General features: G+C 58.4%; 19 protein-coding genes, 1 tRNA gene and 1 pseudogene. 16 read left to right on the forward strand and 5 right to left on the reverse strand.

The features are described from left to right. Positions 1-412 precede the first annotated feature (412 nt). Positions 413-489: transfer RNA gene (locus J2X66_RS16745), tRNA-Arg, on the reverse strand. Positions 490-837: 348 nt separating this feature from the next. Here J2X66_RS16745 and gabD point away from each other — a divergent pair. The 3 genes from gabD (at position 838) to J2X66_RS16760 (ending at position 5,097) form a co-directional block, all read left to right on the forward strand. Then, complete coding sequence (gene gabD / locus J2X66_RS16750; protein ID WP_310266245.1) at positions 838-2,280, forward strand: NADP-dependent succinate-semialdehyde dehydrogenase; 1,443 nt, start codon at positions 838-840, stop codon at positions 2,278-2,280. A gap of 183 nt (positions 2,281-2,463) precedes the next feature. Next, the gene (gabT, locus tag J2X66_RS16755) at positions 2,464-3,741 is read left to right on the forward strand and encodes a 4-aminobutyrate--2-oxoglutarate transaminase (RefSeq protein ID WP_033058568.1); all 1,278 of its coding nucleotides are present in this window, start codon (positions 2,464-2,466) and stop codon (positions 3,739-3,741) included. A gap of 141 nt (positions 3,742-3,882) precedes the next feature. Continuing rightward, positions 3,883-5,097 (forward strand): response regulator, encoded by a 1,215-nt coding sequence (locus J2X66_RS16760; RefSeq protein WP_310266251.1) that lies wholly within the window; start codon positions 3,883-3,885, stop codon positions 5,095-5,097. Positions 5,098-5,129: 32 nt separating this feature from the next. Here the strand turns inward: J2X66_RS16760 and J2X66_RS16765 are convergent, their stop codons facing one another. Together J2X66_RS16765 and desA are read right to left on the reverse strand one after the other, a co-directional pair. Beyond that, positions 5,130-6,119: a sensor domain-containing diguanylate cyclase gene (locus J2X66_RS16765; RefSeq protein WP_310266253.1), complete on the reverse strand. Its 990-nt coding sequence runs from the start codon at positions 6,117-6,119 to the stop codon at positions 5,130-5,132. Between the two features lie 150 nt (positions 6,120-6,269). Then, on the reverse strand, positions 6,270-7,454 hold the full coding sequence (desA, locus tag J2X66_RS16770; RefSeq protein WP_027922276.1) for a delta-9 fatty acid desaturase DesA: 1,185 nt from the start codon (positions 7,452-7,454) through the stop codon (positions 6,270-6,272). Positions 7,455-7,600: 146 nt separating this feature from the next. Here desA and dibA point away from each other — a divergent pair, with 146 nt between their 5' ends. The 6 genes from dibA (at position 7,601) to J2X66_RS16800 (ending at position 13,699) form a co-directional block, all read left to right on the forward strand. Beyond that, positions 7,601-9,520, forward strand: coding sequence for a phosphodiesterase DibA (gene dibA, locus J2X66_RS16775; protein WP_310266256.1), 1,920 nt, complete (start codon positions 7,601-7,603; stop codon positions 9,518-9,520). A 168-nt stretch (positions 9,521-9,688) separates the two neighbouring features. Then, positions 9,689-9,871, forward strand: a complete 183-nt coding sequence (gene oscA, locus J2X66_RS16780; RefSeq protein ID WP_007941032.1) for a sulfur starvation response protein OscA — start codon at positions 9,689-9,691, stop codon at positions 9,869-9,871. 68 nt (positions 9,872-9,939) lie between these two features. Next, entirely contained in the window at positions 9,940-10,953 is a 1,014-nt protein-coding gene (locus J2X66_RS16785) for a sulfate ABC transporter substrate-binding protein (RefSeq protein ID WP_310266284.1), read from the forward strand. A gap of 69 nt (positions 10,954-11,022) precedes the next feature. Next, the gene (cysT, locus tag J2X66_RS16790; protein WP_027922272.1) at positions 11,023-11,841 is read left to right on the forward strand and encodes a sulfate ABC transporter permease subunit CysT; all 819 of its coding nucleotides are present in this window, start codon (positions 11,023-11,025) and stop codon (positions 11,839-11,841) included. Positions 11,842-11,854: 13 nt separating this feature from the next. Next, positions 11,855-12,727 carry a sulfate ABC transporter permease subunit CysW gene (gene cysW / locus J2X66_RS16795; protein ID WP_046031356.1) on the forward strand — a complete coding sequence of 291 codons (873 nt, stop codon included), beginning with the start codon at positions 11,855-11,857 and terminating at the stop codon, positions 12,725-12,727. Positions 12,728-12,730: 3 nt separating this feature from the next. Further along, on the forward strand, positions 12,731-13,699 hold the full coding sequence (locus J2X66_RS16800; RefSeq protein ID WP_310266291.1) for a sulfate ABC transporter ATP-binding protein: 969 nt from the start codon (positions 12,731-12,733) through the stop codon (positions 13,697-13,699). Positions 13,700-13,824: 125 nt separating this feature from the next. Here J2X66_RS16800 and J2X66_RS16805 read toward each other — a convergent pair whose 3' ends face one another. Further along, positions 13,825-14,343: an Mpo1-like protein gene (locus tag J2X66_RS16805; protein WP_310266293.1), complete on the reverse strand. Its 519-nt coding sequence runs from the start codon at positions 14,341-14,343 to the stop codon at positions 13,825-13,827. 84 nt (positions 14,344-14,427) lie between these two features. On the opposite strand from J2X66_RS16805, the gene J2X66_RS16810 reads away from it, so the two are divergent. Then, entirely contained in the window at positions 14,428-15,114 is a 687-nt protein-coding gene (locus tag J2X66_RS16810; protein WP_027922268.1) for a Crp/Fnr family transcriptional regulator, read from the forward strand. A gap of 70 nt (positions 15,115-15,184) precedes the next feature. Further along, positions 15,185-15,550 (forward strand): response regulator, encoded by a 366-nt coding sequence (locus J2X66_RS16815; protein ID WP_123436353.1) that lies wholly within the window; start codon positions 15,185-15,187, stop codon positions 15,548-15,550. Positions 15,551-15,633: 83 nt separating this feature from the next. Here J2X66_RS16815 and J2X66_RS16820 read toward each other — a convergent pair whose 3' ends face one another. Further along, positions 15,634-16,638, reverse strand: a complete 1,005-nt coding sequence (locus J2X66_RS16820) for an AraC family transcriptional regulator (protein WP_310266294.1) — start codon at positions 16,636-16,638, stop codon at positions 15,634-15,636. A 100-nt stretch (positions 16,639-16,738) separates the two neighbouring features. On the opposite strand from J2X66_RS16820, the gene J2X66_RS16825 reads away from it, so the two are divergent. From J2X66_RS16825 to J2X66_RS16845, 5 genes and pseudogenes are all read left to right on the forward strand, one after another. After that, complete coding sequence (locus tag J2X66_RS16825; RefSeq protein ID WP_310266296.1) at positions 16,739-17,812, forward strand: fatty acid desaturase; 1,074 nt, start codon at positions 16,739-16,741, stop codon at positions 17,810-17,812. A 398-nt stretch (positions 17,813-18,210) separates the two neighbouring features. Then, a complete protein-coding gene (locus J2X66_RS16830) occupies positions 18,211-18,792 on the forward strand; it encodes an alpha/beta hydrolase (RefSeq protein WP_310266297.1) in 582 nt (193 codons plus the stop codon). Positions 18,793-18,866: 74 nt separating this feature from the next. Further along, the gene (locus tag J2X66_RS16835; protein ID WP_310266298.1) at positions 18,867-19,811 is read left to right on the forward strand and encodes a sigma 54-interacting transcriptional regulator; all 945 of its coding nucleotides are present in this window, start codon (positions 18,867-18,869) and stop codon (positions 19,809-19,811) included. Between the two features lie 146 nt (positions 19,812-19,957). Further along, positions 19,958-20,740, forward strand: a complete 783-nt coding sequence (locus tag J2X66_RS16840) for a MetQ/NlpA family ABC transporter substrate-binding protein (protein WP_027922262.1) — start codon at positions 19,958-19,960, stop codon at positions 20,738-20,740. 443 nt (positions 20,741-21,183) lie between these two features. Beyond that, positions 21,184-21,377, forward strand: a pseudogene (locus tag J2X66_RS16845) (glutamine ABC transporter substrate-binding protein); the annotation flags it as partial. Positions 21,378-21,460 lie beyond the last annotated feature (83 nt).

Below are 21,460 nucleotides of genomic sequence, written 5' to 3' on the forward strand. Positions count from 1 at the left end.
ATGGTAGTGTGGGGTTTCCCCATGTGAGAGTAGGTCATCGTCAAGATTAAATTCCGAAACCCCTATCTGCGTATGCAGGTAGGGGTTTTGTTTTGCCCGCAGGAAAGTTCATACCGTAGTGCTCTATTTCAATTGGGGTGTGAGCCTCATGCTTTAAAGGGAGGTTCTGATGGCGAGCCGCCTGTTCAAGGCTCTGACCATGGCTTCCAAGCCGCGTGGCAGCCCCTGAGACTCGATTCAGGGCTCGCGTGGCGACACACTGCCCCTGACGCTCTCGCAAGCCTCAGATAGCGAGCGGATGCGCAGCCCCTCAGTTCACGCCAAAAACAACGTCATTGTCCGAAGTTGAAAAATCGTCACCCACAAAAAAGCCCCAGACCCTAAGGTCTGAGGCTTTTTCATTTGCAGCGTATGGTGCACCAGGCGGGATTCGAACCCACGACCCCTGCCTTCGGAGGGCAGTACTCTATCCAGCTGAGCTACTGGTGCAAGCGGGCGCCATGATACTCATATGTGCTGCGTGCGTCCATGCTGCTGAATCGCCTGTGTTTTTTGAAAGCGTAACCTGCGTTTGCTACGTTGATCAGAAAAATTAGGCAAATGCGGCGTTTTCGTTCTTTTTTTCGAACAGGCTATTGTCCTTTACCCCCTTTGATCCTAGGATTCGTTTGAGATTTCAAACGCTCTTGTCTGGGTGCTGAACCGCACGGTATCAATCAGTGCGCTATTTATGTGCTTCAGCCCAGTGAATGATTTCCCTGACGGCAGCCTATAGGGCGCCTTTCTACAATCATAATTCGCTCCGCGCTTGCCGCGGTGCTGTTAAGGAAAGCCGACATGCAGCTTAAAGACACCCAGTTGTTCCGCCAGCAAGCCTTTATCGATGGCGCTTGGGTCGACGCGGACAATGGTCAGACGATCAAGGTCAATAACCCGGCAACGGGCGGAATTCTGGGCACCGTGCCGAAAATGGGTGCAGCCGAAACCCGTCGTGCGATCGAAGCCGCTGACAAAGCGCTGCCGGCCTGGCGTGCACTGACCGCCAAGGACCGCGCGAACAAGCTGCGTCGTTGGTTCGAACTGATTATCGAGAACCAGGATGATCTGGCTCGCCTGATGACCCTTGAGCAGGGCAAGCCATTGGCCGAAGCCAAGGGCGAAATAGTTTACGCCGCTTCCTTCATTGAATGGTTCGCTGAAGAAGCCAAGCGCGTCTACGGTGACGTGATTCCGGGCCACCAGCCAGACAAGCGTCTGATCGTGATCAAGCAGCCAATCGGCGTGACCGCTGCAATCACCCCGTGGAACTTCCCGGCCGCGATGATCACCCGTAAAGCCGGCCCGGCACTGGCCGCCGGTTGCACCATGGTGCTCAAGCCTGCTTCGCAAACTCCGTTTTCCGCATTCGCTCTGGCTGAACTGGCCCAGCGTGCCGGCATTCCTGCCGGTGTGTTCAGCGTTGTTTCCGGTAGCGCCGGCGACATCGGCAGCGAGCTGACCAGCAACCCGATCGTTCGCAAACTGTCCTTCACCGGCTCGACCGAAATCGGCCGCCAGCTAATGGCTGAATGCGCCAAGGACATCAAGAAAGTGTCCCTGGAACTGGGCGGCAACGCGCCGTTCATCGTGTTCGACGACGCGGACCTGGATAAGGCCGTCGAAGGCGCGATCATTTCCAAGTACCGCAACAACGGCCAGACCTGCGTCTGCGCCAACCGTCTGTACATTCAGGATTCGGTCTACGACGCGTTCGCCGAGAAGCTGAAAGTGGCCGTGGCCAAACTCAAGATCGGTAACGGTCTGGATGACGGCACCACCACTGGCCCGCTGATCGACGGAAAAGCCGTGGCCAAGGTTCAAGAGCACATTGCTGACGCGATCAGCAAAGGCGCAACCGTTCTGGCCGGTGGCAAGGTCATGGAAGGCAACTTCTTCGAGCCGACCATCCTGACCAACGTGCCGAAAAACGCAGCCGTGGCCAAGGAAGAAACCTTCGGTCCATTGGCGCCATTGTTCCGCTTCAAAGACGAAGCCGACGTGATCGCGATGTCCAACGACACCGAGTTCGGTCTGGCCTCGTACTTCTATGCTCGCGACCTGGGTCGTGTGTTCCGTGTGGCTGAAGCCCTGGAATACGGCATGGTCGGCGTCAACACCGGGTTGATCTCCAACGAAGTCGCGCCGTTCGGCGGCATCAAGGCGTCGGGCCTGGGCCGTGAAGGCTCCAAGTACGGCATCGAAGATTACCTGGAAATCAAATACCTCTGCCTGGGCATCTAAGCCCGGCAGGGCATTGCTTCAAACGCAAAGGGCACGAGAGCGCTGTCCCTTTGCGTGCTTCGAACGGAATATTCTCTGTGGTCGGGAAAGCTGTGGCAGTCGATCATCGCATGCTGCCGTAGTTGCCTCCCCGCCGCATTTTCCTTGAACCACGCCGCCCGATGAGCGGTGAATGAGGACTTTATGAGCAAGACTAACGCATCCCTGATGAAACGCCGCGAAGCCGCTGTACCACGCGGTGTTGGCCAGATTCACCCGATCTTCGCCGAGTCCGCGAAGAACGCCACCGTGACCGACGTTGAAGGTCGCGAGTTCATCGACTTCGCCGGCGGTATCGCCGTGCTGAACACCGGCCACGTGCACCCGAAAATCATCGCCGCCGTGACCGAGCAGCTGAACAAGCTGACCCACACCTGCTTCCAGGTACTGGCTTACGAACCGTACGTAGAAGTGTGCGAAAAAATCAACGCCAAGGTGCCGGGTGATTTCGCCAAGAAAACCCTGCTGGTGACCACCGGCTCCGAAGCCGTGGAAAACTCCATCAAGATCGCCCGTGCCGCCACTGGCCGTGCCGGCGTGATCGCGTTCACCGGCGCTTACCACGGCCGCACCATGATGACCCTGGGCCTGACCGGTAAAGTCGTGCCTTACTCGGCCGGCATGGGCCTGATGCCAGGCGGCATCTTCCGCGCGCTGTACCCGAACGAACTGCACGGTGTGAGCATCGACGATTCGATCGCCAGCATCGAACGCATCTTCAAGAACGACGCCGAGCCGCGTGACATCGCTGCAATCATCATCGAGCCGGTTCAGGGTGAAGGCGGTTTCTACGTCGCGCCTAAAGAGTTCATGAAGCGTCTGCGCGCGCTGTGCGACCAGCACGGCATCCTGCTGATCGCTGACGAAGTACAAACCGGCGCTGGTCGTACCGGCACTTTCTTCGCCATGGAACAGATGGGCGTTGCTGCCGACCTGACCACCTTCGCCAAATCCATCGCTGGCGGCTTCCCGTTGGCCGGTGTGTGCGGCAAGGCCGAATACATGGACGCCATTGCTCCAGGCGGCCTGGGCGGCACTTACGCCGGTAGCCCGATTGCTTGCGCCGCGGCCCTGGCCGTGATGGAAGTGTTCGAAGAAGAGCACCTGCTGGACCGCTGCAAAGCTGTCGGCGAGCGTCTGGTCACTGGCCTGAAAGCCATTCAGGCCAAGTACCCGGTGATCGGCGAAGTCCGTGCCCTGGGCGCGATGATCGCGGTCGAGCTGTTCGTTGATGGCGACAGCCACAAGCCGAACGCTCCAGCGGTAGCCGCTGTTGTGGCCAAGGCTCGCGACAAGGGTCTGATCCTGCTGTCCTGCGGCACTTACGGCAACGTTCTGCGCGTCCTGGTACCGCTGACTTCGCCGGACGAACAACTGGACAAAGGTCTGGCAATCATCGAAGAGTGCTTCTCCGAGCTGTGATCACCCAGTGTGTGACCTGATCCACAAAAAACCCGCTTCGGCGGGTTTTTTTACGCCTCTTGAAACACATTCAGGTCATTTGATTTGTCTCGAGTCGCCAGTGTTGACTATGGTTCTTAGCATTGCGAGGGAGCGTGCTGCATGACTGTCGTTGATTTACCCGCTGCACCGAGGGTTTTGATTGCCGAGGCCGACCCGTGGTCTCGAGACTTGCTCAAGCAGGTGTTGTTGAAAGTGCGCTGCGATGCGCGGGTGGATCTGTGCGCCGATGGCCAACAGGCAATCGACCGGCTGGCGGAAATTCCCTACGACCTGGCAATCGTTGACTGGGAGTTGCCCGGTGTCGATGGCTTGAATGTCTTGCGTAACGTGCGTCAGCGTCGGGGCAATCCACCGCTGCCGTTCATTCTGATGAGTCGCCGAAACGACAGTGGCAGCGTACACGAGGCTTTGCCTTTGGCGCCCACGGCGTACCTGACCAAACCCCTGAACATGGAAAACCTGACCCAACGTCTGCAGGAGTTGTTGCTGAACGCCGGTGAAGAGGTTTCCTGCGAGGTGCCAAAGTTGGCGCCCGGCATGACGCTAGCGGTGTATCTGGAGCGTCGTCGAGAGCTGGCAGACGGTGCGCCGTTGATGACTGACGTACAGAACGCAGTCCAGCGCAGCCTCAATCCCGGTGGACTCGATCTGAAGCGGATGGAAGATGAAATTCGCACTGATCCGCAGATTACCGCTGTGCTGATCGCCGCCGCGAACAGTGCGGCGCATCACCTTGGTGATCCTGTGCAGACCCTGTCCCAAGCGTTGCACCGTTTGGGCGCCGGGCAAAGCATGAATCTCATTCTGGGGTTGGCCCTCAAGCGCAGTGCCCGGCTCGACGATCCGCTACTGGCGGACTATGCCGAGCGTAACTGGGAGTTGTCGCTGCACACCGCCGAGTACGCCCGCACGCTGTCCCGCTTGCTGGATCTGGAACAAGAGCGCTGTTACTGCGCAGGCATGCTGCATCGTCTGGGTGACCTGGCTCTGCTGCGATGTTTGCAAGAGTGGAAGCAGGGCGGAGGTGATCTGGACGAGTGGGAGGACATCGGTGATGCGCTGGCCGAGTTCGGCGCGGCCTACGGCTCGGCGCTGCGCACGCGCTGGCGTCTGCCGCTGGAGCTGCGAGAGCTGATTGCGGCGGTCTATCAGCTCGGTGGCGGGGTTTATTCACGCGAAGCGCTGGTGATGAACATGGCGGCGCAATTGGCGCGCCTGACCGAACATGAGGGCGTGGAAGAATTGGCGAAAAGCCGAACAGCGCGGTTGCTCAAGATTGGGTTGCCGGAACTGATGCGATTACGCAAAAAGTAATCGATACACAATCCCTGGGGGCGTTCGGCGGATTAACCGGAGATGATCCGGTTCTTGCCCTGCCGCTTGGCTTGATACATCGCCGTATCCGCCCTGGCAAACAGGCTGTCGAGGCTTTCGTCCTCGTCGGTGAGGCTGGTCAAACCCTGGCTGACAGTAATGCCAAACGTCTGGTCGTCATGGCTAAAGCTCAATTGTTGAATCTGCCGTTGCAATCTTTCCGCCACTTGCAGGGCCATGTCCGGCGCACAGCCAGGAAACACCGCCGCAAACTCTTCACCACCGATTCGCCCGAACACATCGCCTCGGCGAAGCGCCGCGCGACCGCTCTCTGCGATCTGTTGCAGCACTACGTCACCTTGTGGATGACCGTACGTGTCGTTGATCCCTTTGAAATCATCGATGTCCAGCAGCAGGAACGCCAGCGGTGTGCCTTGTTTGCGTGCCTGCGCAAACTCCTTTTGCGCGCATTCGAAGAAGTGCCGTCGATTGCTGCTTTGAGTCAGCACGTCAGTGGTGGCCAGGCGTTGCAGTTCGGCTTCCATCCGCTTCTTTTCGGTGATGTCTTCGGCAATGCCGACGATGATCACGGGTTGGCCGGGTTCCGCCTGACGATTGATGAAGCATTTGTCGCTGAGCCAACGCACCTGCCCATCGGCATCGATGATGCGGTATTCGCGGTCTTCAACCGCACCTTTGACCAACACGTCGGCCAGGCTGCGCTCTGCATAGTCCAGGTCGTCGGGGTAAATGCTGTCGCGCCATTCGTTGTAGTCGGACAGCAAACTGCCGGCGGAGCGGCCGAAAATTCGCTCATAGGCCGGGCTGACATAAAGCACCTGCCGGGTTTCCCAGTTGAATGCCCACAACACTGCGTTGACACTCACCAGCAGCGAACTGAACAGCTGTTCGCGTTCGCTCAGGCGCGCCACTTCACTTTGGGCATGCATCAGCGCCATCAGGGTTTGAGCTGTGTCGGGCGATTGCGCAAAGGATGAGTCGTGCAGGTTTTTTGGGACCATAGGGACAAATCTCAAAGGGCGTGCGCTGTTCTGGACTCGAAAGCGGCGACAACGAAACCCGCCAGGGGTGGCGAAGTGTCTTTGAGATAGGGGATTTGGAGCTTAGTTCCGAAGGGTGCGCCCGCTGGCGGGGCGCACCGATCAACGGCATCAGACAGCGGCAGGGCGCAGGGAGTAGGTCTTCAACTGGTCGGCGAAGTCACGCAGGGATTGAATCCCGCTGGCCTCAGCTTCATGCACCCAATCCTTGATGGCGGCGAGCATGTCGTGACCATTTGAGCTGGTCTTGACCCAGATCTGCTGCAAGGCCAAGCGTTTTTCGTAAATTACCTTCAGCGCCTGGCTGTGTTCGAGCATGGTCTGGATGCGAACGTGGTGTTTTTCGTCCAGCAAGCTGGTTTCCCGCGAAAGCAGGCGCTTGGCGCGATGGAATTGATGGCGGACCGAGTGATCGACCTTTTCAAGCTCTTGCTTGACCAGAGGCGCGATCACCAATTTTCGGTACTGGGCCATGATCTGGAAGCGGTTGTTGAGGATCGCCATGGCGGTGTCCATGTCCAGGCTGCCTTTGCCTTCAACCCGGTGCGCGATGGGAGCGACCCGCTGGACCTTGGCTAGACGGAAGAAACTGAAGACCTGGATCCAGGCCCAACCGAGGTCGAACTCCCACTTCTTCACCGACAATTTTGCCGAGTTAGGGTAGGTGTGATGGTTGTTATGCAGTTCTTCACCGCCGATCAGGATGCCCCAAGGCACCAGATTGGTGGCGGCATCGCGGCATTCGAAGTTGCGGTAGCCGATGGCATGGCCAAGGCCATTGACCACGCCGGCGGCCCACACCGGGATCCACATCATCTGGATGGCCCAGATGGTGATGCCGATGGTGCCGAACAGCAGCAGGTCGATGACACCCATGATCGCCACACCCAACAGCGGGAATCGGCTGTAGAGATTACGTTCGATCCAGTCTTCGGGGCAGTTCTTGCCGTAGATGCGCAGGGTCTCCGGGTTTTCCGCTTCGGCGCGGTACAACTCGGCACCTTTGCGCAAAACGGTGGAAAGACCTTTGACGACCGGGCTGTGCGGGTCATCGACGGTTTCGCATTTGGCGTGATGCTTGCGGTGGATAGCGGTCCACTCGCGTGTGTTCTGCGCTGTGGTCAACCACAGCCAGAAGCGGAAGAAATGTTTCAGGCCGGCATTGAGCTCAAGCGAGCGATGGGCTGAATAACGATGGAGATAGACTGTGACGCCAACGATCGTGACGTGGGTCATCAGCAGGGTGACTGCCACCAGTGACCAGGGCGACAAGCCGAGTAAACCTTCGTACCACATAGGCTGTAGGGCCCTCGATAAAGAAAAAACAGCCGTTGCATTATCACTAAGCCCACGGATAAAACCAGTCGCCCTTTCAGATAAGAGTGGCTGAATGTGTCCTTGACCTATAATTCCAACCTTTCTGTAGGGACATGGACGCTCTAATGTCTGCCACCTATCGCGACGCCTTGCGGGCAGCGCTGCTTTACCTGTTGCTTTCAGTCGCCTGGATGGCCGTCAGCGGCTATATATTGAACAGTTTCTTCGATAGCTCTGCCGAGCTATTGCGATGGCAACTGATCAACGGTTATTTCTGGGTGGTGCTCAGTACCGGTTTGATCTTCCTTGCCCGGGCCCGACTGTTTAAATGCCTGGGGATCGGCGCCAGGCTGCGCGAGCGGCATGCCGACCGTGAGCGTTTGCGCCAGGCCGCCGCCGTGTTCGATTGCACCCGTGAGGGCGTGTTGGTCACCGATAGCAACGGGCTGATTGTCCATGTGAACCGGGCCTTCATGGCGATCACCGGTTATCAGTGCGATGAGGTGCTGGGCCAGCAACCCAGCCTGTTCAAATCCGGCCATCATCCGCCGGCGTTCTACCAGTCGATGTTCGCGACACTCAACAGCACTGGTGAGTGGAGTGGGGAGATCTGGAATCGCCGTAAAAGCGGTGAAATCTACCCGCAATGGCAAACCATCCGCATCATCCATGACGATCAGGGCCTGCGTAGCCACTACGTGGCGGTGTTTTCCGATATTAGTGCGATCAAAAATTCCGAGCACGAACTCAAGCATCTGGCTCACCACGATCCGCTGACCGATCTGCCCAATCGACTGTTATTCACCGATCGTGTCGAACAGGCGCTGACATCGGCGCAAATCCATAAACGGGGCTGCGCGTTGCTGATGATCGACCTGGATCACTTCAAGATGATTAACGACAGCCTCGGACATACCGTCGGTGATCAACTGCTTAAGGCGGTGGCCGAGCATTTGAATGCCATGTTCGGCCCAGGCATGACCCTGGCGCGTCTGGGTGGTGACGAATTTGCGGTGCTCGCCGAAAGCTGTCCGCAAGTGGCACAAGCCGCGGTGCTGGCTCAGCGAATCATCGATGGCCTGCGGGAGCCGTTCCACATTGAGGGGCATCGACTGTTTATCAATGCCAGTGTCGGCATCAGTCAGTTTCCGAGTGATGCCTTGAGTGCCGAGCAAATGTTGCGCAACGCCGATTCGGCCTTGTTCAAGGCCAAGAGCGCGGGCCGGGATGGCTACGCGCTCTATACCGAAGAGTTGACCGCCCACGCGCAGCAGCGGGTGGAAATTGCCTTTGAACTGCGCCGCGCCCTCCAGCAGCAGGAGTTGCGCGTCTATTACCAACCCGTGCATGACCTCAAAACCAGTCGCCTGATCGGCGTCGAAGCACTGGTGCGTTGGGCGCATCCGCAGCGCGGGCTGGTGTCGCCGGCAGAGTTCATCCCCATTGCCGAGCGTACCGGGCTGATTGCCGAGATTGATGCCTGGGTTATGCAGCAGGCCTGTCAGCAAATGTGCCAGTGGCGAGCGGCGGGTGTGGGGTTGGCGTTTGTGGCGGTAAATGTCTCATCGCGACTGTTTGCCCGGCGCGAGCTGTATCAGCAGGTGGCTCAGGTGCTTGATGCGACGGGGCTTGATCCGGCGCATCTGGAGCTGGAAGTGACCGAAAGTGCAGTGATGGATGATCCGGAGGTAGCGCTGGAGCAGATGCATCGCTTGCGAGAGTTGGGCGTGCGGCTGGCCATCGACGATTTCGGCACGGGTTATTCGTCGCTGCTGCGGCTCAAGCGATTGCCAGTGCAGAAACTCAAGATCGACCAAGGCTTCATCGCCGGGTTGCCATGTGATGAAGACGACGCGGCGATTGTGCGAGTGATCATTGCCTTGGCGCAGAGCATGGGCATGCAAGTGCATGCCGAGGGTATCGAGCAGGTCGAGCAGGCCGGATTCCTGCTCGAGCATGAATGCGATCTGGGGCAAGGCTACTGGTTTGGGCGACCGGTGCCGGCAGAGCAACTGGATTGGATGTGTGCGCCCATTATTCGCTAAGCCCGCGTTCGATCGTTCCCACGTGCTGTGTGGGAACGATCAGTCTTTAAGTTATATAAACATTCTTAAATAGTCTTTTTAAGAATATCTACTCCTCACTACTATTGGTCTCACGCCGCAAGCAGTGCCGCCACTGCCAGGCAACCTCTCAGTTGAAGGAGCAGCATCATGAGCGCATCCCTACGCAGTGTTGATGGCCAAGACGAAGCAACCATTTTGCGTGAGATCCAGAGCGCATTGCGCGATCTGCGCTTTGGGGCTGTGGAGATCACTGTGCATAACGCCCAGGTCGTCCAGATCGAACGCAAAGAAAAATTCCGTTTGCAGAACCCGGGCAACAAACCGAGCTAAGCAACCGGCAATCCGCTTCCCGTCTCCATAAAAAAGCCAACACAAACAGAATTCCAGGAGCTTTCACCATGTCGTCGATTCGTCATTTCGCTTTGGCCGCCCTGGCCAGCGCCCTTTTTGCGGGATCCGCGGTTGCCAAGGATTACGAGCTGCTCAATGTGTCGTACGACCCGACGCGTGAGCTGTACCAGGATTACAACGCCGAGTTCATCAAGTACTGGCAGGCGGATCACGCCGGCGACACTGTAAAAATCCAGCAATCCCATGGTGGTTCGGGCAAGCAGGGCCGCGCGGTGATCGACGGTCTGCGTGCCGACGTCGTGACCCTGGCCCTGGCGGGTGACATCGACGAAATCGCCAAACTCGGCAAGACCCTTCCGATTGACTGGCAGAAGCGTCTGCCAGAAGCGAGCACGCCGTACACTTCGACCATTGTGTTCCTGGTGCGCAAGGGCAACCCGAAAGGCATCAAGGACTGGGGCGATCTGGTCAAGAACGACGTCTCTGTCATCACCCCGAACCCGAAAACCTCCGGCGGCGCCCGCTGGAATTTCCTCGCGGCCTGGGCCTATGGCCTGAAAGCCAACGGCGGTGACGAAACCAAGGCCAAGGACTACATCCAGACCCTGTTCAAACACGTGCCTGTGCTGGACACCGGCGCTCGCGGTTCGACCATTACCTTCGTCAACAACGGTCAGGGCGATGTGTTGCTGGCCTGGGAAAACGAAGCGTTCCTGGCGCTGAAAGAAGACGGCGGCGCCGACAAGTTTGAAATCGTCGTGCCTTCGCTGTCGATCCTCGCCGAGCCTCCGGTGGCCGTGGTCGACAAGAACGCCGAGAAAAAGGGCAACGAGCAGATCGCCGAAGCGTACCTCAAGCACCTGTACAGCCCGGCAGGTCAGGAAATTGCCGCGAAAAACTTCTATCGTCCACGTGACAAGGACGTGGCTGCCAAGTACGCCAAGCAGTTCCCGACCCTGGACCTGGTGACCATCGACAAAGACTTCGGCGGCTGGAAAACCGCGCAACCGAAGTTCTTCAATGACGGCGGCGTGTTCGACCAGATTTATCAGGCGCAGTAGTCTTAAATAGCCATCAACGAGCCCCGATTTAACCGTCGGGGCTTTGCGCGTTCTCAACCAAGGACTTTTATGTCGCGTCGTATCTCCCCCGTCATACCCGGCTTCGGGCTGACGCTGGGCTACACCTTGGTGTACCTCAGCCTGATTGTGCTCATTCCACTGGCGGCGATGTTCGTCCATGCCGCCCAACTCACCTGGGATCAGTTCTGGGCAATTATCTCGGCGCCACGGGTGCTGGCGGCGTTGAAGCTGAGCTTCGGCACCGCGCTCTATGCGGCGATCATCAACGGCGTGATCGGCACGCTGCTCGCCTGGGTACTGGTGCGCTATACCTTCCCCGGTCGCAAAGTCATCGACGCAATGATCGACTTGCCCTTCGCGTTGCCGACTGCGGTAGCCGGTATAGCGCTGACGGCGTTGTACACCCCCACCGGTTTGGTCGGTCAGTTTGCAGCGGACCTGGGTTTCAAGATCGCGTACACCCCCCTCGGCATCACCCTTGCCCTCACTTTTGTGACACTTCCATTCGTAGTACGTACCGTACAGCCAGTATTGGCTGATATTCCGCGCGAAGTGGAAGAAGCGGCGGCGTGTCTCGGGGCAAAACCGTTACAGGTTTTCCGTTACATTCTGGTGCCCGCATTGCTCCCGGCGTGGCTGACGGGGTTCGCTTTGGCCTTTGCCCGCGGGGTCGGCGAGTACGGGTCGGTGATTTTCATCGCCGGCAACATGCCAATGAAAACCGAGATCCTGCCGCTGCTGATCATGGTCAAGCTCGACCAGTACGATTACACCGGCGCCACGTCCATTGGTGTACTGATGCTGGTGGTTTCCTTCGTCCTGTTGCTGCTGATCAACTTGCTGCAACGTCGCATCGAAACCCCATAAGGAGGCGCGAACCATGTCCCAATCGTCTATTGCGGCCGCCTCTTCGGCCAACGCTGCGCGCCGTGGCAGTGCCACTTCGCGAAGAATCCTGATCGGCCTTGGCTGGCTGATTTTTGCGCTGTTTCTACTGTTGCCGCTGTTCATCGTGGTGTCCCAGGGCCTGAAGCTTGGCCTCGGTGCTTTCTTTACCGCGATCTTCGAACCGGATGCACTGTCGGCGCTGAAACTCACGGTGATCGCCGTGCTGATTTCGGTGCCGTTGAACCTGGTGTTCGGCGTCAGCGCCGCGTGGTGCGTGAGCAAGTACTCGTTCCGCGGCAAGAGCATGCTGGTCACGCTGATCGACCTGCCGTTCTCGGTGTCGCCGGTGATCGCCGGTCTGGTCTACGTGCTGATGTTCGGTGCCCAGGGCCTGTTCGGACCTTGGCTGCAGGATCACGACATCCAGATCGTCTTCGCCTTGCCGGGCATCGTGCTGGCGACGATTTTCGTCACGGTGCCGTTCGTGGCGCGTGAGCTGATCCCGCTGATGCAGGAACAGGGCACTCAAGAGGAAGAGGCCGCGCGCCTGCTGGGCGCCAATGGCTGGCAGATGTTCTGGCACGTCACCGTTCCCAATATCAAATGGGGCCTGATCTACGGCGTGGTGCTGTGTACGGCGCGGGCCATGGGTGAGTTCGGTGCGGTGTCGGTGGTTTCCGGGCACATTCGCGGGGTGACCAACACCCTGCCACTGCACGTCGAGATCCTCTACAACGAATACAACCACGTGGCCGCGTTCGCCGTGGCGAGCCTGTTGCTGATCCTGGCGCTCTTCATCCTGCTGCTCAAGCAGTGGAGCGAAAACCGTATTAACCGCCTGCGCGCCAGCGCCGCGGAGGAATAAGTCATGTCGATCGAAGTGCGTAACGTCAGCAAGAATTTTCACGCGTTCAAGGCGCTGGACAACATCAGCCTGGACATTCAAAGCGGCGAACTCGTGGCGCTGCTGGGTCCATCCGGTTGCGGCAAGACCACGCTGTTGCGGATCATCGCCGGTCTCGAAACGCCGGATCAGGGCAGCATCGTGTTCCACGGTGAAGACGTCTCCGGCCATGACGTACGTGATCGCAACGTCGGTTTCGTGTTCCAGCACTACGCGCTGTTCCGCCACATGACCGTGTTCGACAACGTCGCGTTCGGCCTGCGCATGAAGCCGAAAAACCAGCGCCCGAGCGAAAGCCAGATCGCGGTGAAAGTCCACGAGCTGCTGAGCATGGTGCAACTGGATTGGCTGTCGGATCGCTACCCGGAACAACTCTCTGGCGGTCAGCGTCAACGTATTGCCCTGGCTCGCGCCTTGGCGGTTGAACCGAAAGTCCTGCTGCTCGACGAACCCTTCGGCGCCCTCGACGCCAAGGTCCGTAAAGAACTGCGTCGCTGGTTGGCGCGGCTGCACGAAGACATCAACCTGACCTCGGTGTTCGTGACTCACGACCAGGAAGAAGCGATGGAAGTCGCCGACCGGATCGTGGTGATGAACAAGGGGGTGATCGAGCAGATCGGCTCACCGGGTGATGTCTACGAAAACCCGGCCAGCGATTTTGTTTATCACTTCCTCGGTGATTCCAACCGACTGCATTTGGGTGAGGACAACCACGTGCTGTTCCGTCCGCATGAGGTGTCGTTGTCGCGGCATGAACTGGAAGATCACCACGGGGCCGAAGTGCGCGATATCCGTCCGTTGGGCGCGACGACACGGGTGACGTTGAAGGTTGAAGGTCAGAGCGAATTGATCGAGGCGGAAGTGGTGAAAGATCACGACAGCCTGATCGGGCTGGCGAAGGGCGAAACGCTGTTCTTCAAGCCCAAGATCTGACAGAAGCTCGCCAACCTCTAAAGCAAAAGCATCGTCGGAACGCCGCCCGGAGCAAGCCCGCTCCCAACTTGGATCTATGGTGAACATAGAAACCCTGTGGGAGCGAGCTTGCTCGCGATGGCGTCTTACGCCGCAGCGCGATTCGGATTGATTCGCACACCCCCGGCCCGCGCCTCGATCTGCTCTTTCAGGTCATGCCGCAAGCCCAACAAAAACGCCAACTCCGCTGCCACAAACAACGGCCCGACAATCAACCCGGTCACATCATCGACAAACGCCGGCTTACGTCCTTCGTAATGATGCCCGACAAATTGAATCACCCAGCCCACCACAAACATGCCGATACCGCTCGATAGCCAGACCAGCGTGCTTTGCTGTGCCAACAGCTGGCCCGCCCAAACGGACAGCCCCAGCAACACGACCATCAGCACCCCAAGGCGCAACTCCAGGCGCAGGTAAAACCAAGCCGACGCCAACGACACCAGCACCGCCGGCGAAAGCCAGCCTCCGGCCCATTGCGGCCGTGACAGCAGCACCGCAACGGCCACCACAATCAACGGAATACCGATAAAGTGGCTGGCGATGTTGCGCGGATCACGGTGGTAGGCGGCGTATTGACTGAGATGGTCAACGAGGCTTTTCATTGTTATTCCTCCTGTAGGGTGATTGATCATGCCCCGGGTTCACTTTCCGCTCTGTCAGGCAGGCGACAATCTCCAGGAGTTTCCATGGACATGCAGGTTTGGCGCTCGCGCTTGATGAGCGGCCAGTGGTTCAGTCATCTACCTGTTCCCTTTCAGGATAGTCTGCTGGCCGCGGCCCGGCTGCGGCGCCTGTCGTCCGGGCAATTGCTGTTCAAACGCGGCGATCCGCCGTGCGGATTGTATGCGGTGCTTGAAGGCTCGGTGCGCATCGGCGCGGTCAGTGAGCAAGGCAAGGAAGCGCTGCTGAGCCTGGTGGAACCGCCGCACTGGTTTGGTGAAATCTGCCTGTTCGACGGCCAGGCGCGGACCCACGACGCCTTCGCTGTGGGGACGTGCACCCTGTTGCACATCCCGCAAGCGGCACTGCTTAAGTTGCTCGACGAACAACCGGTGTACTGGCGGCAACTGGCGTTGCTGATGAGCCACAAACTGCGCCTGACCTTCATCAACCTTGAACAATTGAGCCTGATGCCTGCCCCGGCACGTCTCGCCCATCGTTTGCTGATGATCGCTGCAGGCTACGGCGAAATCGATCCACCCCGCCGGGTGCTGCAATTGCCACAGGAGCAGTTGGCGTCACTGCTGTCGTTGTCGCGCCAGACCACCAATCAGTTGCTCAAGGATTTGCAGGGCCAGGGAATCCTGAATCTCAAGTACGGCGAGATCGAAATTGTCGATGCCGAGCGGTTGCGGGCACTGGCGATTTTTTAACGCGCGACGTTATTGGTGGGCTTTGCCCGCGAAGGCGCCTAGCCTGTGGCGACGATAATCGAGGTGTGCCATGCGTGTACTGCTAGTGGAAGACGAACCGGAGACCGCCAAACTCCTGGCCAACGGCCTGAACGAGGCGAGCTATTCGGTGGATGTCGCGCTCAACGGCATGGACGGCCGGCGTTTCATCGAGACCGGCGAATACGAGCTGATCATCCTCGACGTCATGCTGCCGGGGCTCAACGGCTGGCAGTTGCAGCAACAGATCCGCAAGCTCGGAGAGACGCCGGTGCTGTTCCTGACCACCAAGGACGGCATCGAGGATCGCCTGCGCGGATTGGAGTTGCATGAGGACGATTATTTGCTCAAGCCGTTTGCGGTGAGCGAGTTGGTGGCGCGGGTGCGCAAGTTGTTGCGACGGGATCGCGGGCGCTGAAGCTTTTTTGTGGTGTCTGATCCGGCCTTATCGCGGGCTTGCTCGCGAAGAGGCCGGGCGAGGCGACCCAATGTCTGGATCAGTCAGCGCAACCCATCCCGAAACTGCCCCGGCGTCATCCCCGTCCAGCGTTTGAACGCGCGGCTGAAGCTGCTGGTATCGGCAAACCCCAGCAAGTAACTGACCTCACTCAACGAGCATTGCGGGTCGCGCAGGTGCAGCAGCGCCAGGTTTTCGCGACTTTCATTGAGCAGCGTATCGAACCGACACCCCTCATCCGCCAAATGCCGTTGCAGGCTGCGCAAGCTCAGGTGCAGGGCCTTGGCGATGTGTTCGGCGCTGGGCTCGCCTTCGGGTAATTGCTCTTCGATGGCGTCGCGGACCTTGCGCTCCCAGGTCAACGGTTTGAGCTGTGCCAAGGCGCGGTTGAGCACGGTTTCGTTGTGTTCAGCCAGTTCCGGGTTGGCGTCATCGAGGTGGCTGTCGAAATCCACCAGGGAAAACTCCACGCGGTCTTCTTCTGCCGAAAAATACACCGGTGAACGGAAGACTTTGTGCCATTGGTGGGCATCGGCGGGTTCCGGGCGGCGCAGGTACACCGCCAGCGGTGCATAGTCCCGACCGAGGCGATTGCGGCAGGTGCGTACGTAAATCGCCGTGAAGGCGTCGATGGCTTCGAACGCAGGTGCCGGGTTGCCCACAGGAATTTTCAGGCGAAAGCGGTAGCGGTCCTCGGTGCGGGTCAGCTCCAGTTCCAGGGCATCGCTGACCACCTGGTGATAACGCACGATGCGTTCGAACACCTCGCGCAAACTGCCGCTGGCCACCAGCGCATAACCGAGCGCATGAAACGTGGTGGGGCTGACGAAACGCGATACGCGCAGGCCGATTGCCGGATCGCCACTGACCTGCACGGCGATTTCCCACAGGCGCGTGGTGCCGGACAACGGGTAACGGGCGTTCGGGTCGTCCATCAATCGCGGGTCGAGCCCCGCCTGCTGGCACAGGGCGGTGCTGTCGAGGCCCAGCGCATCGAGCTGCTTGCGCAGGGCGCGGGTCCAGCTGGCGAGGGAGGTCGGTTCAGTCATGCTGATTGGCGCTTCCGGTCAACAGGTTGGCGTTCATGGCTACCACCTTGTAAACATTCGCAAGGCAGGATGCGAACATCAATAACCAGAGGATGGAAGCATGCACGGTACTTCTGCAAGTCCCCAGCGATTGAATGCAGCGCAGCGATCAGCACATATTCGTGAAGTGGTGCTGGCCAAGGGTGTCGAACTGCGTCAGCGCTACCCGATTCTCAACCATCAGGACGCCCTCGGCGCCGGCATTCTGGCCTTTGCCCTGGCCGGGATGATCGGTTCGGCGGCGCTGTACATGACCGGCCACATGGCCTGGTGGGCGTGCCTGTTGCTCAACGCGTTTTTCGCCTCGTTGACCCACGAACTGGAACACGATCTGATTCACAGCATGTACTTTCGCAAACAGCGCGTGCCGCACAACCTGATGATGGGGCTGGTGTGGCTGGCGCGGCCGAGCACGATCAATCCGTGGATCCGTCGGCATCTGCACCTCAATCACCACAAGGTATCGGGCACTGAAACCGATATGGAAGAACGCGCCATCACCAACGGCGAACCCTGGGGATTTGCGCGGATGCTGATGGTCGGTGACAACATGATGTCGTCCTTCATCCGCATGCTGCGAGCCAAGACCTGGGCGCATAAATTCAGTATTGTCCAGCGCACGCTCAAGGTCTACGCGCCGCTGGCGCTGGTGCATTGGGGCGCGTGGTACGTGTTCCTCGGCTTCCATGCGGCCAATGGCATCGCATCCCTGATGGGCGCGCCAATCGAGTGGTCGGCAACGACGTTGTCAGTGATGCAGGTGATCAACATTGCGGCCGTGGTCATCATCGGCCCGAACGTGTTGCGCACGTTCTGCCTGCACTTCATCAGCTCGAACATGCACTACTACGGTGACATCGAGCCGGGGAACGTGATGAAGCAGTGCCAGGTGTTGAACGCCTGGTGGCTGTGGCCGTTGCAGGCGTTCTGCTTCAACTTCGGCAGCAGCCATGGCATCCATCACTTTGTGGTGAAGGAACCGTTCTACATCCGTCAGATGACCGTGCCGGTGGCGCATAAAGTGATGCGCGAGATGGGTGTGCGGTTCAATGATTTCGGGACGTTTGGGCGGGCGAACCGGTTTGAGCGTAAAGACGCTGCGCAACCTCGGGAGGTGCGTGCTGCTCAGGCGTGAAGGATGAAACCGAAAACTCAAACACGATGTAAGCGATGGCAAAGGCGCCCGTCATCAATTTGACCCAAAGAGGCGATACGTTAAGGCACAAGCAGGCGGTGGGGCCGTCAACGTTTCGCTGATGGCTATATGCGTTTTAGATCTTATAAAGCAATTAAATATTCCTTTATAAGATAATCGTTTTAACCAATCATCGCTTCACAGATTTTGAGTTTCCGGGGCCGTCTCCTTGGCAGGGTGCGGTCCTTTTTTTTGCTCTGAAAAATGCCTTGGCGATGAAACAGTGGGATTTGCTTATTCTATGCGGATCTTAATACATAGCTTCTTATTCCTTAACGAATATAAATCCCCTCCCTATACTCGATCAGGAACAGACACGCAGCAGGAGAGCTCCCCCCATGCGCAACGAATCAATTCGCTACCTGATTGTGCCGGGCTGGCAAGGATCGCCGGAAGATCATTGGCAAAGCCACTGGCAGAACAGCCTGCCGAACAGCGCGCGGGTGGAGCAGGCCGATTGGCTGACGCCGCGTCGGGAAGACTGGGTCGCGGCACTGGCCGAGGCGATTGCCGCCGACAGCACGCCGGTGATCCTGATCGCTCACAGTCTGGGTTGCATCACTGTCGCCCATTGGGCTGCCGCTGCGCCCGTGCAGTTTTTGCGTCAGGTGCGCGGGGCCTTGTTGGTCGCGCCAGCGGATGTCGAGCGCCCGGCGTGTGCGCCGGCGTTGCGTAACTTCGCACCGATTCCCACCGACCTGTTGCCGTTCCCGAGCCAGGTCGTCAGTTCCGACAACGACAGCGCCGTGAGTGCGCCGCGAGCCCTTGAACTGGCGCGCAACTGGGGTGCCGAGGCGGGGATTTTATCGGGGGCCGGGCACATCAATGTGAAGTCCGGTCACCAGCGCTGGGAGCAGGGGTTTGCCTACCTCTATCGCCTGCAGAACCGCATGGAACTTCACGCCCTGCGCCGCGCTTGAACCTTTTCTACTTTGCTTTTGTTTTTTAAAAACAGCGCCCCCCGTCTCCCGGCGGTTTTGGGCGGGAGTCTGCCATGAGCCTTGAACATTTCGGTCAGCCGCTGCTGACCTTTCCCGATGCAGAAAAAAGTCCCCTGAGCATCCGCGCCAAAGCGCTGGTGTTTGTCGATCCGCGCTCGCGCCAGTTGCGCCAGGAACTGGAACAACTGGCACCGCGTTCAATCTCGGTGTTGATTCGCGGTGAAACCGGCAGCGGCAAGGAATTGCTCGCACGGCATATCCATCGTGCCAGTGATCGCGGCGGGTTGTTCGTTTCGGTCAATTGCGGCGCGATCAGCCCGACCTACGCCGATGCTGAATTGTTCGGTTATGCGGCGGGCAGCTTCAGCGGCTCGGCGAGCAGTCGTGCCGGGTGGTTCGGCTCGGCCAACGGCGGCACGCTCTATCTGGACGAGATCGGCGATTTGCCGCTGCCGATCCAGATCAAATTGCTGTCCGCACTTGAGAATCACGAAGTCACCCGGGTGGGTGCACATCAACCGAGCCCGGTAGACGTGCGCCTGGTCGCGGCCACCAGCATTGATCTGGCCCAGGCAGTGGCCGCCGGGAAATTTCATGAGCGGCTTTATCACTACCTCAGTGAAGGGCACCTGGAGCTACCGGCCTTGCGTGACCGGGTGGGCGATATCCTCTCGCTAGCCGAGTATTTCCTCGGCATCTACAGCCAGCGTCTCGACCTGCCCGTCCCGCTGATCAGTGAGACCGCGCAGCAAGTGCTGGAGCGGCACAGTTGGCCGGGCAATACCCGAGAGCTGGAGAACGTCATTCACTTCGCATTGCTGGTGAGCACTGGCGACGAGATTTTGCCCGAGCATCTGAATTTGCTGGAGACGCCGGTATCGCTGGCGCAGATCGAACAGCAGGCGGTTCAACTGATCAAAAACGGCACCGCCACGGAACATTCTGCGCTCAAGCATTTGCTGGAAAGTCTGACGCAGACGCTGGAGCGATCTGTATGAACAAAATGGAATATGAAAGTGAATAAAAGATATTATTCGGGAATAAAAAATATCGGTATTGTCCGCTCCACGCCAGCGATAGCACTTCACTGGCACATTATTTAGCCGTCGTCGACGACGACCGAGATTTTCGATAAGGACACTGCATGAAAAAGGTTCTGTTGTTCACCGCACTGGCGGCTGCCCTGACTGCTGGCCTGGCCCAGGCTGGTGAGAAACTGGTGGTTGCGGCGACCCCGATTCCACACGCCGAGATTCTGGAACTGATCAAGCCAACCCTCGCCAAAGAAGGCGTGGACCTGGAAATCAAAGTTTTCACCGACTACGTTCAGCCAAACGTGCAGGTTGACCAGAAGCGTCTGGACGCCAACTACTTCCAGACCCTGCCTTATCTGAAAAGCTTCAACGAAGGCAAAGGCACTAACCTGGTAACCGTGATCGGCGTACACGTCGAACCGTTCGGCGGCTACTCGAAGAAAGTCAAAACTCTGGCTGAGCTCAAAGATGGCGCGACCATTGCCATTCCGAACGAAGGCAGCAACAGCGGCCGTGCCCTGATCCTGCTGCAGAAGGCTGGCCTGATCGAACTGAAAGACCCGAAAAACGCGTTGGCGACCCCGAAAGACATCGCCAAGAACCCGCACAACTTCAAGTTCAAGGAACTGGAATCGGCCATGCTGCCGCGTGTGCTGGATCAGGTTGACCTGGACATGATCAACACCAACTACGCGCTGGAAGCAGGCCTGAACCCGGCTAAAGACGCGCTGGTGATCGAAGGTGCAGATTCGCCTTACGTGAACTTCCTGGTGGCTCGTCCGGACAACAAGGACAGCGTTGCCATTCAGAAACTGGCCAAGGCTTTGACCAGTCCTGAAGTGAAAGCCTTCATCGAGAAGAAGTACAGCGGCGCGGTTCTGCCGGCGTTCTGATTCGACGCAGCAACAAAACCCTTCAAGGTTTCAAACGCCGACGGCTGATAAAGCGTCGGCGTTTTTATTGGGGGGTATCAGCTGAAGTGGGGGGGCTCTTGTGGCGAGGGGGCAAGTCCCCTCGCCACAAAAATCAAAAGCGAATTCAGGCCCCCCGCACCTTCAACGCCCTGCGCAACGCCATCAATAACTTCACGAAGTCTTGCGGATCCAGTCGCTCTGGCACTTTTACGTCTGCCATTTTCTCTTCCTTGTGAGGGTTCGGCCGAGGGAGTCTGGCCAAAAGCTGTCCGTTCTTGGAGGGGCATTTCGAAAAAAAGATCCCTCCTACAGCGCAAAGGAAAGTAGTCGTCATCCATTGCGACGGCAAATCTGCGACTGGTTTTTTGCGTGATATCTATATGTTTTAACGGTATTTGAATTCTTGCGTTTAAAGTCGGTAGGTGCTGTTCAGTTGGGCCAAACAAAACCTGGGCTACCGTGTGTTGACTCAGGGTGCCGAAGCGCCGATTTCGCCAGCGGCGAAGAAGGGCCATATCGAGCTGCGAAGAAGTACCTGCTCAAGTTGTATGACCACTATGTGCGCAAGGAGCCGAGCGATGACACCAAGCCTGAGAGCGTGATTGTCGAGGGCGGTTTAGAAGTCTCTGATAAGTTCGGCCAATGCCCTCATCAGGCACTCGCAGCCTCTACGACAGGCGTATTCAGCGCCATCCATCA

Source organism: Pseudomonas sp. 3296 (assembly GCF_031456615.1).
Lineage (GTDB): Bacteria > Pseudomonadota > Gammaproteobacteria > Pseudomonadales > Pseudomonadaceae > Aquipseudomonas > Aquipseudomonas mucoides.

Coding starts and splice junctions, on each gene's coding strand:
- gabD (WP_310266245.1), top strand. CDS start 838: ATGCAGCTTAAAGACACCCAGTTGTTCCGCCAGCAAGCCTTTATCGAT.
- gabT (WP_033058568.1), top strand. CDS start 2,464: ATGAGCAAGACTAACGCATCCCTGATGAAACGCCGCGAAGCCGCTGTA.
- J2X66_RS16760 (WP_310266251.1), top strand. CDS start 3,883: ATGACTGTCGTTGATTTACCCGCTGCACCGAGGGTTTTGATTGCCGAG.
- J2X66_RS16765 (WP_310266253.1), bottom strand. CDS start 6,119: ATGGTCCCAAAAAACCTGCACGACTCATCCTTTGCGCAATCGCCCGAC.
- desA (WP_027922276.1), bottom strand. CDS start 7,454: ATGTGGTACGAAGGTTTACTCGGCTTGTCGCCCTGGTCACTGGTGGCA.
- dibA (WP_310266256.1), top strand. CDS start 7,601: ATGTCTGCCACCTATCGCGACGCCTTGCGGGCAGCGCTGCTTTACCTG.
- oscA (WP_007941032.1), top strand. CDS start 9,689: ATGAGCGCATCCCTACGCAGTGTTGATGGCCAAGACGAAGCAACCATT.
- J2X66_RS16785 (WP_310266284.1), top strand. CDS start 9,940: ATGTCGTCGATTCGTCATTTCGCTTTGGCCGCCCTGGCCAGCGCCCTT.
- cysT (WP_027922272.1), top strand. CDS start 11,023: ATGTCGCGTCGTATCTCCCCCGTCATACCCGGCTTCGGGCTGACGCTG.
- cysW (WP_046031356.1), top strand. CDS start 11,855: ATGTCCCAATCGTCTATTGCGGCCGCCTCTTCGGCCAACGCTGCGCGC.
- J2X66_RS16800 (WP_310266291.1), top strand. CDS start 12,731: ATGTCGATCGAAGTGCGTAACGTCAGCAAGAATTTTCACGCGTTCAAG.
- J2X66_RS16805 (WP_310266293.1), bottom strand. CDS start 14,343: ATGAAAAGCCTCGTTGACCATCTCAGTCAATACGCCGCCTACCACCGT.
- J2X66_RS16810 (WP_027922268.1), top strand. CDS start 14,428: ATGGACATGCAGGTTTGGCGCTCGCGCTTGATGAGCGGCCAGTGGTTC.
- J2X66_RS16815 (WP_123436353.1), top strand. CDS start 15,185: ATGCGTGTACTGCTAGTGGAAGACGAACCGGAGACCGCCAAACTCCTG.
- J2X66_RS16820 (WP_310266294.1), bottom strand. CDS start 16,638: ATGACTGAACCGACCTCCCTCGCCAGCTGGACCCGCGCCCTGCGCAAG.
- J2X66_RS16825 (WP_310266296.1), top strand. CDS start 16,739: ATGCACGGTACTTCTGCAAGTCCCCAGCGATTGAATGCAGCGCAGCGA.
- J2X66_RS16830 (WP_310266297.1), top strand. CDS start 18,211: ATGCGCAACGAATCAATTCGCTACCTGATTGTGCCGGGCTGGCAAGGA.
- J2X66_RS16835 (WP_310266298.1), top strand. CDS start 18,867: ATGAGCCTTGAACATTTCGGTCAGCCGCTGCTGACCTTTCCCGATGCA.
- J2X66_RS16840 (WP_027922262.1), top strand. CDS start 19,958: ATGAAAAAGGTTCTGTTGTTCACCGCACTGGCGGCTGCCCTGACTGCT.